The organism is Bryobacter aggregatus MPL3 (assembly GCF_000702445.1).
In the GTDB taxonomy this organism is placed as follows: Bacteria; Acidobacteriota; Terriglobia; order Bryobacterales; family Bryobacteraceae; genus Bryobacter; species Bryobacter aggregatus.
In genome coordinates, this window is sequence record NZ_JNIF01000003.1 from 24,974 (window position 1) to 40,334 (window position 15,361).

The 15,361-nt window shown below is 58.9% G+C and carries 15 protein-coding genes; 7 read left to right on the forward strand and 8 right to left on the reverse strand.

Annotated features, from left to right (window positions below; translation table 11 throughout):
• Positions 1-53: 53 nt before the first annotated feature.
• From M017_RS0100475 to M017_RS0100485, 3 genes are all read left to right on the forward strand, one after another.
• Entirely contained in the window at positions 54-497 is a 444-nt protein-coding gene (locus tag M017_RS0100475; RefSeq protein WP_051669381.1) for an OsmC family protein, read from the forward strand.
• Between the two features lie 19 nt (positions 498-516).
• On the forward strand, positions 517-999 hold the full coding sequence (locus M017_RS0100480) for a rhodanese-like domain-containing protein (protein ID WP_238325767.1): 483 nt from the start codon (positions 517-519) through the stop codon (positions 997-999).
• 388 nt (positions 1,000-1,387) lie between these two features.
• Positions 1,388-2,014: a hypothetical protein gene (locus M017_RS0100485; protein ID WP_031494924.1), complete on the forward strand. Its 627-nt coding sequence runs from the start codon at positions 1,388-1,390 to the stop codon at positions 2,012-2,014.
• A 179-nt stretch (positions 2,015-2,193) separates the two neighbouring features.
• On the opposite strand, the gene M017_RS0100490 is transcribed toward M017_RS0100485, so the two are convergent.
• From M017_RS0100490 to M017_RS27230, 8 genes are all read right to left on the reverse strand, one after another.
• Entirely contained in the window at positions 2,194-3,090 is an 897-nt protein-coding gene (locus M017_RS0100490) for a type II secretion system F family protein (RefSeq protein ID WP_051669383.1), read from the reverse strand.
• 5 nt (positions 3,091-3,095) lie between these two features.
• Positions 3,096-4,055 carry a type II secretion system F family protein gene (locus M017_RS0100495; RefSeq protein WP_051669384.1) on the reverse strand — a complete coding sequence of 320 codons (960 nt, stop codon included), beginning with the start codon at positions 4,053-4,055 and terminating at the stop codon, positions 3,096-3,098.
• An 8-nt stretch (positions 4,056-4,063) separates the two neighbouring features.
• Positions 4,064-5,221 carry a Flp pilus assembly protein CpaB gene (gene cpaB / locus M017_RS0100500; RefSeq protein WP_031494930.1) on the reverse strand — a complete coding sequence of 386 codons (1,158 nt, stop codon included), beginning with the start codon at positions 5,219-5,221 and terminating at the stop codon, positions 4,064-4,066.
• Positions 5,222-5,315: 94 nt separating this feature from the next.
• Positions 5,316-6,059: a class I SAM-dependent methyltransferase gene (locus M017_RS0100505; protein WP_031494931.1), complete on the reverse strand. Its 744-nt coding sequence runs from the start codon at positions 6,057-6,059 to the stop codon at positions 5,316-5,318.
• Entirely contained in the window at positions 6,056-7,102 is a 1,047-nt protein-coding gene (locus M017_RS0100510) for an NAD-dependent epimerase/dehydratase family protein (RefSeq protein ID WP_051669385.1), read from the reverse strand. The genes M017_RS0100505 and M017_RS0100510 overlap by 4 nt, the downstream gene beginning before the upstream one ends.
• On the reverse strand, positions 7,099-8,190 hold the full coding sequence (locus M017_RS0100515) for a DegT/DnrJ/EryC1/StrS family aminotransferase (RefSeq protein WP_031494934.1): 1,092 nt from the start codon (positions 8,188-8,190) through the stop codon (positions 7,099-7,101). Before M017_RS0100515 ends, M017_RS0100510 begins: the two co-directional genes overlap by 4 nt.
• On the reverse strand, positions 8,171-8,911 hold the full coding sequence (locus tag M017_RS0100520) for a glycosyltransferase family 2 protein (protein ID WP_031494936.1): 741 nt from the start codon (positions 8,909-8,911) through the stop codon (positions 8,171-8,173). Before M017_RS0100520 ends, M017_RS0100515 begins: the two co-directional genes overlap by 20 nt.
• A 25-nt stretch (positions 8,912-8,936) precedes the next feature.
• Positions 8,937-10,562 (reverse strand): SpoIIE family protein phosphatase, encoded by a 1,626-nt coding sequence (locus M017_RS27230; protein ID WP_051669386.1) that lies wholly within the window; start codon positions 10,560-10,562, stop codon positions 8,937-8,939.
• Positions 10,563-10,584: 22 nt separating this feature from the next.
• Here M017_RS27230 and M017_RS0100530 point away from each other — a divergent pair, with 22 nt between their 5' ends.
• From M017_RS0100530 to M017_RS0100545, 4 genes are read left to right on the forward strand one after another with little or no spacing between them, the layout of a single operon-like run.
• Positions 10,585-11,007 carry a 23S rRNA (pseudouridine(1915)-N(3))-methyltransferase RlmH gene (locus M017_RS0100530; protein WP_238325769.1) on the forward strand — a complete coding sequence of 141 codons (423 nt, stop codon included), beginning with the start codon at positions 10,585-10,587 and terminating at the stop codon, positions 11,005-11,007.
• Positions 11,008-11,018: 11 nt separating this feature from the next.
• Positions 11,019-11,864, forward strand: a complete 846-nt coding sequence (gene accD, locus M017_RS0100535) for an acetyl-CoA carboxylase, carboxyltransferase subunit beta (RefSeq protein WP_031494941.1) — start codon at positions 11,019-11,021, stop codon at positions 11,862-11,864.
• Positions 11,865-11,870: 6 nt separating this feature from the next.
• Complete coding sequence (locus tag M017_RS0100540; RefSeq protein ID WP_031494943.1) at positions 11,871-13,427, forward strand: N-acyl-D-amino-acid deacylase family protein; 1,557 nt, start codon at positions 11,871-11,873, stop codon at positions 13,425-13,427.
• Positions 13,428-15,329 carry an ABC transporter ATP-binding protein gene (locus tag M017_RS0100545; RefSeq protein WP_031494945.1) on the forward strand — a complete coding sequence of 634 codons (1,902 nt, stop codon included), beginning with the start codon at positions 13,428-13,430 and terminating at the stop codon, positions 15,327-15,329.
• Positions 15,330-15,361 lie beyond the last annotated feature (32 nt).

Sequence of the window (15,361 nt, forward strand, 5' to 3'; positions counted from 1 at the left end):
GAGTTTAGGCAGTCACACACTGAGAATTGAGAAGAAATGAGAGGACATTCCAGTTGAAGATTTTGGGTACCTATCTCGGTCAAGGCCAGGTCAGCCTGAAGCACGAAGGATCGGGAGTGAGCTTTTCTACCGATCCACCGAAGGGTGGGGGCGGTCAGGGCTTGTCCTTCTCACCAACGGACCTGGTCGCTGCGGCACTGGGGTCCTGTGTACTGACCACCATCGGACTCGTTGCGGAGCGACAGGATCTGTCAGCCGCAATCCATATCGAGATCGAAAAAGAAATGGAAGCAAGCCCCCGCCGGATTGGCTCGATCACGCTCACTATTCATCTCCCGCAACACTGCAGCGTCGAGGAGCGCGGCCGGTTGGAGCGTGCGGCAAAGCTTTGCCCGGTCAGCCTCTCCATACACCCGGAGATTCGAGTCAAGATGCGATTCGTTTCTGGAGAGATGGCGGGTAGAGAACCTGTTGATGCGCCTCAAACTCAAATTTAGTTCAAGGAGAACGTAAAAAATGTTGAATCGACGACAACTCATGTCCGGTGCCGCATGCGGACTGGGCTGGACAAATCTCGCGCCTGTCCTCTTTGCAGAACAACCCTGGAAGACGAGCGAATTCCTTGCGCCAGCAGACTTAGCCAAACAAATCGAAGCCAAGATCGCGCCGCCGATCATTTGCGTTGCGTTTCCGTTCCTGTATCGGCAACGGCACATTCGTGGCGCGAAGTTTGCCGGCCCCGCAAACAAGCCGGAAGGCATTCAGGATCTCGAAAGACTCGCAGCCACTCTCTCAAAAGATGCTGAGGTCGTGATCTATTGCGGATGCTGTCCATTGAAAGATTGCCCCAACATCCGCCCGGCTTACACCACGTTGAAGCGGCTCGGCTTCAAGGCCATCCGCGTGCTTAACATTCCAACGAATTTGCATAGTGACTGGACAACCAAGGGCTATCCGGCAGAGCCAGCCCAGAATTCTATGACACCCGGCGCGGAGTAAAGCAGAAACAGAAGAGATTCATATGGCGATGACAGCCAAAATGGAAGCGCTGGAAGGCCGCCTGAAATCGATGGAGATGTCGGAGACGACATGCGGCCCAGGGTAACTCGCATTTCCTGCCGCTCAAGCCGGCTCCACAATGACAGGTATCGAGCAGGCACGCGCCCAGAGGAGGGCCAGGCGGAAGACCTTCCCGATCGCAATGCAACCGTTCGGAGGCAACTGGACAGAGGAATCGTGGATCTGCGAAAACGAATCCTTCCGTGTTTCCTACGGCCCAGCCGCCTGCGACGGAGGGCGCCACACAAATATCTGAAGCAACTCCAGTCCTCGTCCCAAGCCCAATCGCCTGAGACACATACAAACACTTCTTGAAAGAAATCACGCTATGAAAAATCGTCGAATCCACAACTGGAGACCGTCCACCCTCGGCTCGCTGGCCTTGCTGGTGGTGATGGGCACCCCCTGCGCGCTGGCGTATCCACCAGCAGTCGGCATTCTGAGCCCGTCCCGGAATTGCCTGAGTTGCCACAAAAGTGAAGGGCCTTGGAAGGACTCGGCAAACCTGATCATCGATATCCTCGACAAGTCCTCGGGGAAGTCGTTGAAGCAAGAGGATGGGACTTTCTTAATTTCGGCGAAGCGTGGCGAACTGAAGACAGTTCTCACAGTCATCGGCTGGAAGGACGCCAAAGAAGAACTCTCACCGTACCGCAACGCCTGGATCTATGTGGACCCAAAGAAAATCCCCGACCCCAGTTCTCTCAACAAGTTCGCACCAGGCTGGATGGTGAATCTCCCCGCGTCTTGCCGTATCGTAGGCGACACGGTAGAAGCCTACGCGGGTGCGCAGTTGACCTCCCTTCCGATGACCTTACGTGCCGGGGATGACGCCAGTGATGCCGAGATCGAACTTCAGGTCATGCTCACCCGTGGCGAATCAGTCAAGGGCGACCCCAAAAAAGGCATGTTGGGAAACTACTTCGCACGCCGCGTGCATTTGAAAGTCGAATGACGATATCTACCCGACCATGTTTCAATCGGCTCCCCCTCTGATCGAGAACTGAAAAACGGCGCGGACGTTGCAGCAGTCCAGCATTTTCGACCTGTAACACCGGACCACTGAGTAGGCGAGGGCCTATGCCTCCTGTCCCAGCTCTATCGACACCATTTCGGTGAGAGGAGCGACACGACCTAGCCTCCGGCCAGTTGGCTCATTCCTTGCAACAGTCTGAGTAAGGCGGGTCCTAAGGTCACAAGCAACACGCAAGGGAAGATCAGAAAGAACACTGGGAAAATCAGTTTGACACTGGTCTTTCGCGCTTGCTCCTGCGCCACTTGCCGGCGGCGCAATCTCGTATACTTCGCATGATTCCGTAAAGCCGGCCCAAGCGAAGCGCCAAATCGATCCCCGTCCAGCAGTAGATTCGTCAGCTTCTTCACTTCTGGTTCACCCGTACGCATCACCAACCGGGCCAGAACATCGCTACGCGATTGCCCCGCACGCATCTCCAGGTGAGTCAGCGACAATTCTTCACTGAGTTCCGGATAGACATGACGCAATTCCCTGCTGGTCTCCAGCATGGCGCTGTCGAGCGCCTGCCCAGCCTCCAGACTCAGCACCAGAAGGTCCAGCGCTGCCGGAAGAGCTTGGCGCAAGCGCCCCCGGCGGTTCGCTTCCATACTCTGCAAGCCACGATCCGGAATCAGATAGCCAATTCCGGCGCCACAGAGCGAGAAAACAAGCGCCGCCAGCAGGTCGACCTCCAGCTCGACCCCAAGCAGCAGAAAGAGCATGGCGAATAAAAGAGCCGACACCGCCTTAATCCCGAAATAAGCCTGTAACGCATCCGGCTCCCGGTAGCCTGCCGCGATCAGACGCCGGCGGACCGGATGAGCAAGATCATTCGCAGCCGGCAGAATGCTACCGATCTTTTCGAGAGTCTGCCGGATCGGGCCGTCATCCTGGTTCAAATCCACCCGGAGCACAGACTCGGCCACTGGAGCCGGTTCTCGCAAAAACCAATAACCACCACCCAGCACCGCGAGCAGTACAAACAGGAAGCATCCGCTTAAAAGTAGGATTTCCATAGCGTTCAAATGCGAATATCGAGAATCTTACGAATCACAAAATGTGCCGCGATCAACAGGATCACAGCAGCCACCACCATATAGCGGCCCACCGGATTGTCATTCAGAATATCGAGATAGCCAGGTGCAGTAGAGTGCAGCATGACTGCAATACCAATCGGCAGCACGGTCAGCACGGCGCCAGTGAGCTTGCCATGCGCGGAAATCGCGCGGACCTCGCCCTCCAGCGCCCCGGAATCTCGCACCCCCTCCGAGATGCGTGTGAGAATCTCGTGCAGCTTGCCGCCTGTGCGGCTTTGCATCCGTACGGCAGCCACAAACAGGCTGACGCTCACCAGAGGGATCCGCTGTACCAAATGATCGAGAGCCTGATCCCAACTGCGGCCCAGCTTCCACTCCTCAAGAACAATTCTGAATTCTCCACTCACCGGCTGTGCTGCTTCATAGGCCACCAGTTCGATGCCGGCCGCCAGTGCATGCCCGGCCCGCATAGCGCGCCCGAGCGTGTCGAGTGCATCAGGGAAGTTTTCTTCAAAGAGCAAAAAACGTTTCTGGCGCTTACTTCTGACATAAAAGAAGGGCGCTAGCATCGCTAGCACCGCGCCGCAAAGAACCCCCAACAGCGGCAGCCAGGCCAAACGAGACAAAATCACCCCCATCGACGCGCCGGCCAACAGCATCATCGCCGTGAAGCGCCCGACGGACCAACTCAATCCTGCTTCCGAAATGAGACGCCTCAAATTCGGCACAAATCGAAAGCGTTCGAGCAAGGTCGCCCAGAAAGAGATGCTTGATACCGTCTCTGTGCGTAACAGAAGCGGCTCGCCGTCTCTCCCCGCAAAGCCGTCCGATTCCCCTTCCACTAACGCTTCTGTTTTGAACCATCCAGAAGCAAAGTAAAGCCCTGCCACCACAAAAGCGAAGGTCGCGGTAAAAATCAGCAGCAGAAGGAATGGACCCGACATATGGATCTCTACTTGGAGCGAACCGGCGTAATCACCAGCACGAGTTGCCCGCCCCTACCCTTGTGCCCGGCATGAAAGCCGCTCACCACCGCGGACTGCTCTCCGCTCAGTTGCACCTTCGAATCGGCCTTTTGCGTGGCCGCGTCCGTCGAACTCGATTCCGGCTGGATCCGTAGGCGCACGTCCCCATCCGTTTGTCCGTCCAGCGCTTCCACCCGGACCTTCACGGACGACAGATCGGCAGCCTTCCAGATAAATTCCCCGGAACGGTCCGCCATCATGCGTGATGAGGCCAGTAAGGTTGATTTTTCCGCTTTCTGATTCTGCCCCACCTTCACCGACAAGGCATCATTCCCTGCCCCGGGCGCAAACGAAGCCACTTGGTCCGCAGCCACCTCAAATAACCGGAAGTCCAGCTCTACGGGCCGGGAAACAGGCTTAGCCACCGCGAATTTCGTGGTCACCACAGGCCGCGGAGGCGCGGCCAAGCTCAGCACCGAGGTGGAGCCCAGAGGCACAATCTTCTCGTCGCCCCGATTGCGCAGCACCACCCGCAGCCGGGCGCCTGCATCGGCCACACTCAGACGTTCGGAATCCTGCGGTGAGCTCAAAACAGTGAGGACCGTGCGGCCCTGCAAATTCTGATTCGGTTCAGGCGGCACGATATTGAACACCGTCGCATTCTGCAGAAGGGTGCGGAGTTCGAGATCTGTTTCTCCGTTGCGATTGCGATTGATCAAGGCCTGCACATCGACTTTATCGCCGGGATGCAGCATTTGAACCACACTCGAAGAATCACTGATATGAAGCGTGACCGCGCGCATTCCATCTGGAATGCCGGCCGGCAGCCCTCGTTGGGCAGAAGGCGTCAGCACATGTTCCGTGAGCACAACATCACGGCCAAGATTTTCCGTCAGCCTGCGTCCGATGAGATCTTCCGGATGACTGGGCGCCGGTGAGCCAGGATCAGGAGCCGCGCTCAGGCGGAAATCCTCAGCCTTCACCACATGCCCTTTTTCCAGATCCTTCACCGCCACATAACGAAGAGTAGAAGCTGTTCTCGCCGACCCGTCCATGCGGGAAACGATCAAACCATAGAATATGCCTGTCGACACCACCGCGATAACGAGCGCGATAATCACCAGGGGGAGGACGTTCTTTTTCATGAGGCAACATGCCGGACGAGCCTGACTTCTCGTACTCCGGTCTTAGGTCATGATCGGCCAATCGCCTCAGGGTCTTTAGGGTTCGACCTGAGTCCTATGATTTCTCGGCCAAAACCAGCAGACTTTGGCCAATTGGAAAACGGCCCCCCATCCGGATCCAGCCCGCTTCGATTTCAAGCGGCAGCCGCAGCAGCCGGTTCAGCAACTGGCCTGGCATCTCGACGCCGCTGCGTGGCGCCTGCTGCGTCCATTCTTCCCAGACTCGGAACTTCAGCAGCGCAACCGGCAGCAGCAGCGAGTTCGCCGCGCTCAGATCGAGCACCCGAAACCCCGTCTCCTCCAAGACGCCGCGCAGCCGCGCCGCGTCAAAGCGCTGCTTTTCCCCAGCAAATTGTGAATGGCGGCTTCTCAAAATATCCAACGCCGACACGCGCAGGATCAGTTTGCCCCCGGGCCGCAGCACCCGGGCAAACTCCCGGAGCGCCTCGCGCTCGCCACCCCTTGGAAAATGTACAAGAACATCAAGGGACACCAGGCCGTCAAAACACGCATCGCGATACGGCAGCCGCGCGATATCGGTCTGCACCAGCCGGGGCAGGCCCGCCTCCAAGCCATAGCGCAGGCCCGCCTCATCGAGATCCACCGGAAACATGCGCCAGCCATAACGCCGCGCCAACCATTGCGACAGATAGCCGGTGCCGCAACCCGCCTCAAGGACGTCGGTCAATCGATCTCCCGGTAAGCGGGCGATCCAGGCCTCGAGGATCTGGCGCATCCCCGCAAACCACCACATCTCCTGCTCGGCGGCGGCGATGTTCTGAAACTCTGCTGGATTCATCGGCTTATGGTGAATTCCAGCCGGCGGCGGATGCCGGCATGCTCCGGCAACTCGCGGCGCAGCTCCTCTTGCGGGTCGAGATAGGCCGCAAACCACAATCGATAAAAGTCCATCGTCCGCCGTACTCCCTCGCCAAAGCTCGTCCGCGGACGCCAGCCGAGCACTCGCTCCGCCCTCCGGCTGTCGGTGTAGTAGCTTCCGATATCGATCGGCTGCAGATGCGCCGGAAACGGAACCCGCCGCGCCTCGCCGCCAATCTCTTCCGCAATCTCGCGCAGCATCAATGGCTCCGCGCCACCGATGTTGTACTCCCGTTCGACACAACCATGGGCGACCCCGGCCAGCAAAAAAGCCTCCGCAACATCATCGACATAAACCGGGTCCCGCAGTTGCTCGCCATCCCCATAGACCGCCAGTGGCTCGCCCAACAACGCCTTCCGAAAGAAGACACCCAGAAAGCCTTGCCCCGCGATATTCAAGCTCATCCGCGGACCGTACACATTAGTGAGCAGCAGCACCATCGCGTCGAGTTCGCCCAGTTCGCTCATCATCAGGTGGTACATCGTCGCGGCGTACTTGTGGACGCCGTTGAAGTCGATCGGACGGATCGGATGCTGCTCGTCGACAGGAAGGTAGCGGGGCCGTCCAAAGGTCTGGCGCGTTCCGGCATAGACAATGCGCACCCCGCGATTCACCCGGCGGCAAGCATCGAGAAACCTCAACTGCGACAGCGTATTGAGGTGCAGGTCCCGCTCCGGATACTCCATCGAATGGATGTGACTGATCTCGCCCGCCAGATTGAACACCACCTGCGCCCGCGCGAGCGCCTCTTCGATTGCCGCTGGCTCGCTCAGATCCGCTTCGATCACCCGCACTCCGCTGCCCGCTAGATTCGCCCGGTTGCCGCCACAGCCCGCAACCAGCGAGTCCACCACCGTCACCGAAGCGCCCAATTCTTCCAGGCGCAACGCAAGATTGCTGCCGATGAAGCCCAGTCCCCCAGTCACCAGCACCCGCATTCCTTGATAGGCGGCAAGGCTCATTGCTTGTAGAAGCCGATTACCGCTTCGGCCGTCTCCCGCACCTGATCTTCCGGCAACTGCGGCCAAAGCGGCAGGGACAGAATCTCGCGCGCCGCGCGTTCCGCATGCGGCAGATCGCCCTTCTTCTGCTTGGCCCCGGAGAAGGCCGGATGCAGATGCAACGGCACCGGATAATGAATCCCCGCGCCAATTCCCGCTTGTGTCAGATGCTCCCGCAAGCGATCCCGGCGCTCGGCGCGGATCACATACAGGTGGCAAACGCTGTTCGCCGCGCGGCGCAACAACTGCACACCCGCCAGGCCGCGCAACATCTCATCGTAGATCGCCGCCAGCCGGCGCCGCTTCTCATTCCAGACCTCGAGTTGCGGCAGAAACGCGTTCAGATAACAGCACTGCATCTCGTCAAGACGGGCATTGATGCCAGGGACAACGGCCACCTGATTCGGACCCCGCCCGCCATCGCGCGCCTGGCGCAAGCGCTGCGCCACGCTCTCCTTCGCCGTCAGAATCGCACCACCGTCCCCCAGACAACCCAGATTCTTGGTCGGGTAAAAGCTCAAAGCCACGTAGTTCCCATATTCGGTAAAAGGCATCGCGCCATGCGCCTGGCAAGCATCCTGCACCAGCTTCAGCTTTGCCTGTTTCGCGAGCTTCGCGATCTTCCCGATCGCGCACGGCTGCCCATACAGATGCACCGGCAGCAAGGCGGCGGTCTTTGAGCCGATGCGATCAGCGATGTCCTTCGGGTCCACCTGCAAAGTCTCAAGGTCAATATCGGCAAAGCGCGGCGTCGCCCCGGCAGCCAGCACCGCAACCGCACTAAAGGGCGCCGTCAGCGCCGGCACAATCACCTGCTGCTTCGCGCTCGTCACCCCGGCATCGCGCAGACATAGCTCAATCGCGCTCGACCCGGAACTCACCCCCACCGCATCCACCGCGCCCAGACTCTTTGCGAGATCCCTCTCAAAGCGCTCCAATTCCGGCCCCAGAATAAACACGCCGCGCTCATACAGCGCAGCCAGATTCGCTTCCCAGGCGGCGCGCGTTTCTTCGATCGCCGGCTTCAGATTAACTATTGGAATGCGCATCGGCCCGCTTCATTCCCAGCCGAGGCATCACCAGCAACCACCACCACAGCCGGAACAACTGGTAGAAGGTCGTCATGAGGCTTCGAATCCTAAAAAACTGGCTCCTGCCATGCTGGCGCGGATAGTGATGGACTCCCACCTCCGCCACCTCCATGCCACACAGTTCCAGCTTGCGAACCAGTTCGACACAGACCGTCCCCGAGGTCGACTCTAAGTCCGCCAGCAAACTCCGCCGGATGAAGCGAAAGTCACAATCGATATCGCGAAGATGAACGCCAAATAAGAAACGCGCAAACTGGTTATACGCTTTGCCGATCACAATGCGATGCCAGGGATCGTTGCGTTCTAATTTGTAGCCGTTGACAAAGGACACTCCCGGCCGCATCAACGGAAACAGCTTTGTCATCTCACCGACATCGTATTGCCCATCGCCGTCGGTATAAAAGACAAACTCTTTCGTCGCCGCCGCAAAGCCGCTCCGCAGCGCCGCGCCGTAGCCGCGATTCACCGGATGCGTCACAATACGCAGCCGAGGACCATGAAGAGAAACTAACTCCTCAAGCACCGCGCCGGTACAATCCGCACTGCCGTCATTAATGACAATTACTTCATAATCAACAACATTGGCTGCCAACACACGGAAGGTCTTGCCAATTAACTCAGGCAAGGACGGTGCATCATTAAAAGCAGGAAAGAATACGCTGACCCCAAAGGGAAACATGTGCTGAGAAAGACGTTAGCGCAAGCTAAGGCTTCTTGGCAATCACTAAGGTGACATCATCCGCATAAGGAGCTCCGGCGCACCAACTATGGAGGTCTTGCATCACCCCTTCGATCATGTGCAGCGCGCTCTGGCTCGAGCGGTTCAGAATCGCCATCGAGATCCGCATCTCGCCAAATTCCTCATCGACACCCGTCGGCATCGCCTCGCTTACTCCGTCGCTGTACATCACCAGCGTGTCGCCCTTGTGGATGGCGCTGCGGTGCTCGGTGTACTGGGCGGTGGGCAGGATCCCCAGAATGATGCCGCCGCCTTCGAGCCTCTCCGTCAAGCCGCTCGCCTTCACCAGCAGCGGCGGATTGTGGCCGGCATTGCAATAGCGAATCTCGCCGCTCGCCGGATCGAGAATCGCGAGAAAGAAAGTGATGAAGCGATTGTCCGGGCAATTCGGGGAGATGCTGCGATTCAGGCGCGTGACGATGCTCGCCGGATTCTCGTCGGTCTCTACCAGAATCTGCAAGCGCGCCTGCAAGCTCGACATCAACATCGCCGCCGGCATCCCCTTGCCAGCGACGTCGCCCACCGCAATCGCAACCTTGCCGTCCGAGAGCTGAAAGAAATCGTAGTAGTCACCGCCCACCGTACGGCAGGGCAGATTCAAGCCCGCCACATCCATGCCCGGCACCACGGGCGGCCGTGTGGGCAGCAGACTGCGCTGGATCTCGCCCGCTTGCGAAAGCTCCTTGGCCATCATCCGTTCCTGGGCTTCCACCTCGTTCAGGCGGGCATGCTCAATCCGGATCGCGGCCACATTCGACATGACGGTCAGCAGACTCAAATCCTCTTTCGAGAACTCACGCGTGATATCTGGCATATCGATATACAACAGCCCGATCACCTTCTCATTCGTCTGCAGCGGCACGGCCATGAAGCTGCGCACGCGCTGCATCACGATGCTGGCCTGCATCTTGAACACCTCATCCATCGTCGTGTCCAAAACCAGCAGCGAATTCTTATCGCGAATCACCTGGTCGCGAATCGTCTTTGAGATGCGAAAGCCTTCTCCGCGATTCGCCCGCGGCTCGAGCACCTCGCCTTCGAGGGTCATCAATACACCTCGCGAGCCCCCCACCGCTTCCACCGAAAGATCGAGAATCAACTGGAAGAGTTCGCTCAGATCCCGGTGCCCGGCCAGCTCCCGGCCAGCCCGCACCAGCGCCGCGGCGTGCCGCTCATTCGACATCGATTGCGCCGGAGTGACGTCCTTCAGGCTCGAAACCACGGTATTGGCCGGCGCCGATTCGACATCGGCATGCTCGACAAACATCACCGTCTGGTTGATCGCAGCGGGCTCATCCTCGCCGCCAAAGCTGATTTGCAGATGCCCGGCATGAATGATGTCGCCGTTGGCCAAAGGAGTCGAGTTGGCGATGCGAAACCCGTTCACAGTCGTCCCGTTCTTGCTCCCCAAGTCCCGGACATGCCAGACGCCATCAATCTTCTCAAAGCTCAGATGTTGGCGCGAAAGCCCAAAATCTTCCGCATAACAAAGCTCATTGGTGGTCGCACGGCCTAAGCCAACCAGTGCTCCCTGAAGAGGGAAATTACGAGTTGCTCCGTCCTGCGTGCGAATGCTGAGTTCCAATGCCATGGGCTGACTCTTTATAGTAACGATGATGCGCCTTGATCTGCTCTACATTGGCAAAGCTCGCGACGAACACTCCAACGCGATGGCAGAAGAATTCCTGAAGCGCACCGGCCGCTGGGCCACCGTCTCCATGCGCGAGATCCACCCCGGCCGCTACGACCTCTTCGCCAAACACTCTGCCGCCCACAAAGTCTTCCTCGACCCGGCTGGCAAAAATTGGGATTCCGCCCGTTTCATCGAATTCACCGCCGATGCCGAACGTCTCTCCCGCGATATCGTCTTCCTGATTGGCGGCCACGACGGTCTTCCGCCCGCCTGGAAGCCCAAAGCCGACCTGCTTTTATCGCTGTCACCAATGACCTTTCCGCACGAACTGGCCCGGGCAATGTTGGCCGAACAGATCTATCGCGCCTTCGCCACCCTGCGCGGGCATCCCTATCCCCGCTAAACTGAAAGTTCATGTCTTGGTTTAAGCGCGACAAGCCCGGCGTCGATACCCCAAGCGATGCCGATCGCACGGTACGCACCGAAGGCCTATGGGTCAAATGCGAAGGCTGCAAGCAGATCATCTTCCGGCAGGATCTTGAAGAGAATCATAACGTTTGCAGCAAATGCAACTATCACTTCCGCATCGATGCACGAGAGCGGATGAATCTCCTCTTCGACAAGGTCTGGACGGAGTTTGACGCCGATCTGGTCTCCACCGATCCGATGACCTTCTCCGATTCGAAGCCCTATAAGGCCCGGCTCAAGGCCATGCAGGAGAGCACCGGCAGTAAGGACGCTGTCCTCAGCGGCCAGGGCCGTATCGGCACACACACAGTTAACGCCTGCGCCATGGAGCTGAAGTTCATTGGCGGCAGCATGGGCGCCGTGGTGGGAGAAAAGATCACCCGGGCCGTCGAGCGCTCGCTCGCAGGCCGGCAGCCGCTGGTTGTGGTCAGCGCCACCGGTGGCGCGCGCATGCAGGAAGGCGCCGTCAGCCTGATGCAGATGGCGAAGATTTCGAGCGCCCTGATGCGTCTGGACGAGGCGTCCATCCCCTACATCAGCATCCTCACCGACCCCACCACGGGCGGCGTCACCGCCTCCTTTGCCATGCTGGGCGATCTGAATATTGCCGAACCCGGCGCGCTCATCGGCTTTGCCGGCCCGCGCGTCATCGAGCAGACCATCCGCCAGAAACTACCCGAAGGTTTCCAGCGCAGCGAATTTCTGGTGGCCCACGGCTTTCTCGACGCCATCGTCTCCCGTCAGGATCTTCGCCCCTATCTCGCACGCAGCTTCGACTTTTTCGTGAACTGACACGGCATGGCTAGACTCCTCGCCTCCAGCCTTCTCGCGATCTCTGCCTTTGCCGCCGATTACGACCTCATCATCCGTGGAGCGCGCATCGTCGATGGCAGCGCAAACCCATGGTTCCATGCAGACCTGGCGATCAGTGGCGGCAAGATCGCCAAGATCGGGAACCTCACCGGCAAAACCGCCTCGCAAACCATTGGAGCCCAAGGCCGCATCGTCACCCCTGGCTTCATCGATGTCCACACGCACTCTGAAGGAGGCATCCTCCATCAGCCCCAGGCCGAAAACTTCCTGCGCGACGGCGTCACCAGCGTCGTCACCGGCAACTGCGGCGGCAGCGAACTCGACCTCAAAGACTTCTTCTCGAAGCTCAACCAGGCAAAGATCGGCATCAATCTCGCCACACTCATTGGCCACAATTCCATTCGCCGCGAGGTGATCGGGGCGGAAGACCGCAAGGCGACTCGGGCCGAAATGGAGCGAATGAAAGCGCTGGTCTCGAAGGCCATGGACGCGGGCGCGGTCGGATTCTCCACCGGTCTCGAATACGTACCCGGCACCTACTCAGCCACCGCCGAGCTGATCGAACTGGCGCAAGTCTCCGCGCGTTACGGCGGACTCTATGCGTCGCACATGCGCGATGAAGGCGACAAGGTGCTCGAGGCCATCGCAGAGGCGATCGAAGTGGGCAGGCAGTCTGGCTCGCGGGTCCAGATCTCGCACCTCAAGCAGGACACCAAAGCCTTCTGGGGCAACACGCCGCAGATGATCGAGCTGATTGAGAAGAACCGGCTCGCAGGCGTCGACATCACCGTCGATCAATATCCCTACATCGCCTACTCCACCACCCTCGCAACGACGCTGCCCACCTGGGCGCTCGCCGGCGGGCAGGAGAAGCTAGTGGAGCGGCTGCAAGACAAGGCCACCCGCAAGAAGATCTTCGACGAAACGCTCGACTTCAACACAAAGCGCGGCTATTCCGATTTCGAATACACAACCGTCGCCCGTTGCAGCTTTGAGCCGAGCTACGAAGGCAAGAACATCCGCCAAATCTCCGCGCTGCGCCGCTTGCCGCAATCACATGAATCAGACGTCGACACCGTGCTGCATCTGATGCAGCGCGGCGGCGTCAGCGTCGTCACCAAGGCGATGAGCGAAGATGATGTCGCGAGCATCATGCGCTATCGCAACACGGCAATCGCCAGCGACGGCGGCGTGGTCGCGATGGGCGCCGGGCGTCCGCACCCGCGCAACTACGGCACCAACGCGCGTGTCATCAACGAGTATGTGCGGTTGCGCAAGCTGCTTTCGCTCGAAGAGGCCGTGCGCAAGATGACTTCCCTGCCCGCTCAGACCTTCGGCTTCCGCGATCGCGGACTGCTGCGCGAAGGCTATGCGGCAGACCTCGTGATCTTCGATCCCGAACAGGTGCGCGACAACGCGACCTTTGAAAATCCCCATCAGTTTTCCAGCGGCTTCGATGTCGTTCTGGTCAATGGAAAGATTGCCGTCGATGGCGGCAAAATTACCGCGCAACGCGGCGGACAGGTGTTGTTAAGACAGTAGATGATTCAGTTCAGTCGAGTTGGGAAACGCTTTGGACATAAGGTCCTTTTTGATGACGTCAATTGGTTGATTGGCACCAAGGACCGCATCGGCCTGGTCGGCGCCAATGGCACCGGCAAGTCCACGTTGATGAAGATCATTGCCGGCATCGAGCAGATCGATTCCGGCGAGATGTCCACCATGCGCAACATGCGCATCGGCTATCTGCCGCAGGACGGCTTGAAGATGGTGGGCCGCAGCGTCTTCAATGAATGCGCCAGTGTTTTTGAGCCCATCCGGCAGATTGAGCGCGACATGGAAGCGGCTCTCCACGACATGTCCGATCTGGATCCCACCACCGAAGCCTACACTGCCGCGGCCGATCGATTCACCCGTCTCGATGCCGAATTCCGCGCCAAAGACGGCTACACCATCGACATGCAGGTGGGCACCATCCTCACCGGCCTTGGCTTCAGCAAGGACGAGTGGGCCAAGCCGTGCGAAGAGTTCTCCGGTGGCTGGCAGATGCGCATCGCGCTCGCGAAGTTGCTGCTCGAGAAGCCCGAAGCCCTCCTGCTCGACGAACCCACCAACCACCTCGATCTCGAAGCCCGCAACTGGCTCGAAGAGTACCTCCACAACTACCCGAACACCTTCATCCTCATCTCGCACGACCGCTACTTCCTCGACGTCACCGTCTCGAAAATTGTCGAGGTGTGGAACAAGAAAGTTAGTATCTATTCGGGCAACTACACGCACTACCAGCGGCAGAAGGAAGAGCGACTCGAGCAAATGCGCGCTGCCCAGCGCAACCAGCAGGACCGCGTCGCTCAGATCGAAGCCTTCGTTGATCGCTTCCGCGCCAAGGCGACCAAGGCGAAACAGGCCCAGAGCCGTCTGCGCGAGCTCGAAAAGATGGAGATGATCGAGATCCCTGAGGAGGAACCGATCATCCACTTCAAGTTCCCCGACCCCAAGCCCAGCGGCCGTGTCGTTGCTGAGTTCAAGAACGTCGCCAAGAGCTATGGCTCGAAGAAGGTGTTTGAGAACGCCAACTTCATGATCGAGCGCGGCGACCGCATTGCGCTGGTCGGCCACAACGGCGCCGGTAAGTCGACGCTCATCAAACTACTCACTGGTCTCGAAGGCCTGACGGCAGGCGAATACAAGCTCGGCCACAACGTCGAGTTCGACTACTTCGCCCAGGATCAATACAAGGCCCTCGACCCCGACTCGATCCTTCTCGATGACCTCTGCGCCACTGCTCCGAAGGCGACCGAAACCGAACTCCGTGGCCTGCTCGGCTGCTTTCTGTTCCGCGAAGAAGATGTCTTCAAGAAGATCGGCGTGCTGAGCGGTGGAGAACGCAACCGCTACGCCATCTGCAAGCTGCTCACCCAGCCCTCGAACTTCGTGCTGCTCGACGAGCCCACCAACCATCTCGATATGCGCGCCAAAGACATCCTGCTCGGCGCGTTGAAGAACTACGAAGGCACCGTCGTCTTCGTCAGCCACGACCGCTACTTCATCGACGAACTGGCCAAGAAAGTCTTCGAAGTCGCCAATGGTACGGTGAACATCTATCCGGGCAACTACGAAGAGTATCTGCGCGCAAAAACTCGCGTCATAGAGCCCGAAGCCGTCGTCGCCGCACCAGTAGAGAAAATCGCCGCCACCGAAGAGAAGACTTCCAATTCGAAGCGCGTGAATCCGATGAAGCTCAAGCAATTGCAGGATCGCTTGAAGCAAGTGGAAGCAGAAATCGCCACGCGGGAAGGCACTCTAGCGAAGCTCGACACCGAACTCAGCAATTACGTGAGTGCCGAAGAAAGTCTTCGTGTCTCGAGCGCCGCCGACCTCGAACGCTCTGCGATCGAGCAACTGATGGCCGAATGGGAATCAGTTTCGGAACAGCTCAGTTAGGCCAAATTGTCGGAGCATACACGGGGTCTGGA

Excerpts from the sequence above, each read along its gene's own strand:
- M017_RS0100480 (WP_238325767.1), top strand. The coding sequence starts at position 517 with ATGTTGAATCGACGACAACTCATGTCCGGTGCCGCATGCGGACTGGGC.
- M017_RS0100485 (WP_031494924.1), top strand. The coding sequence starts at position 1,388 with ATGAAAAATCGTCGAATCCACAACTGGAGACCGTCCACCCTCGGCTCG.
- M017_RS0100490 (WP_051669383.1), bottom strand. The coding sequence starts at position 3,090 with ATGGAAATCCTACTTTTAAGCGGATGCTTCCTGTTTGTACTGCTCGCG.
- M017_RS0100495 (WP_051669384.1), bottom strand. The coding sequence starts at position 4,055 with ATGTCGGGTCCATTCCTTCTGCTGCTGATTTTTACCGCGACCTTCGCT.
- cpaB (WP_031494930.1), bottom strand. The coding sequence starts at position 5,221 with ATGAAAAAGAACGTCCTCCCCCTGGTGATTATCGCGCTCGTTATCGCG.
- M017_RS0100505 (WP_031494931.1), bottom strand. The coding sequence starts at position 6,059 with ATGAATCCAGCAGAGTTTCAGAACATCGCCGCCGCCGAGCAGGAGATG.
- M017_RS0100510 (WP_051669385.1), bottom strand. The coding sequence starts at position 7,102 with ATGAGCCTTGCCGCCTATCAAGGAATGCGGGTGCTGGTGACTGGGGGA.
- M017_RS0100515 (WP_031494934.1), bottom strand. The coding sequence starts at position 8,190 with ATGCGCATTCCAATAGTTAATCTGAAGCCGGCGATCGAAGAAACGCGC.
- M017_RS0100520 (WP_031494936.1), bottom strand. The coding sequence starts at position 8,911 with ATGTTTCCCTTTGGGGTCAGCGTATTCTTTCCTGCTTTTAATGATGCA.
- M017_RS27230 (WP_051669386.1), bottom strand. The coding sequence starts at position 10,562 with ATGGCATTGGAACTCAGCATTCGCACGCAGGACGGAGCAACTCGTAAT.
- M017_RS0100530 (WP_238325769.1), top strand. The coding sequence starts at position 10,585 with ATGATGCGCCTTGATCTGCTCTACATTGGCAAAGCTCGCGACGAACAC.
- accD (WP_031494941.1), top strand. The coding sequence starts at position 11,019 with ATGTCTTGGTTTAAGCGCGACAAGCCCGGCGTCGATACCCCAAGCGAT.
- M017_RS0100540 (WP_031494943.1), top strand. The coding sequence starts at position 11,871 with ATGGCTAGACTCCTCGCCTCCAGCCTTCTCGCGATCTCTGCCTTTGCC.
- M017_RS0100545 (WP_031494945.1), top strand. The coding sequence starts at position 13,428 with ATGATTCAGTTCAGTCGAGTTGGGAAACGCTTTGGACATAAGGTCCTT.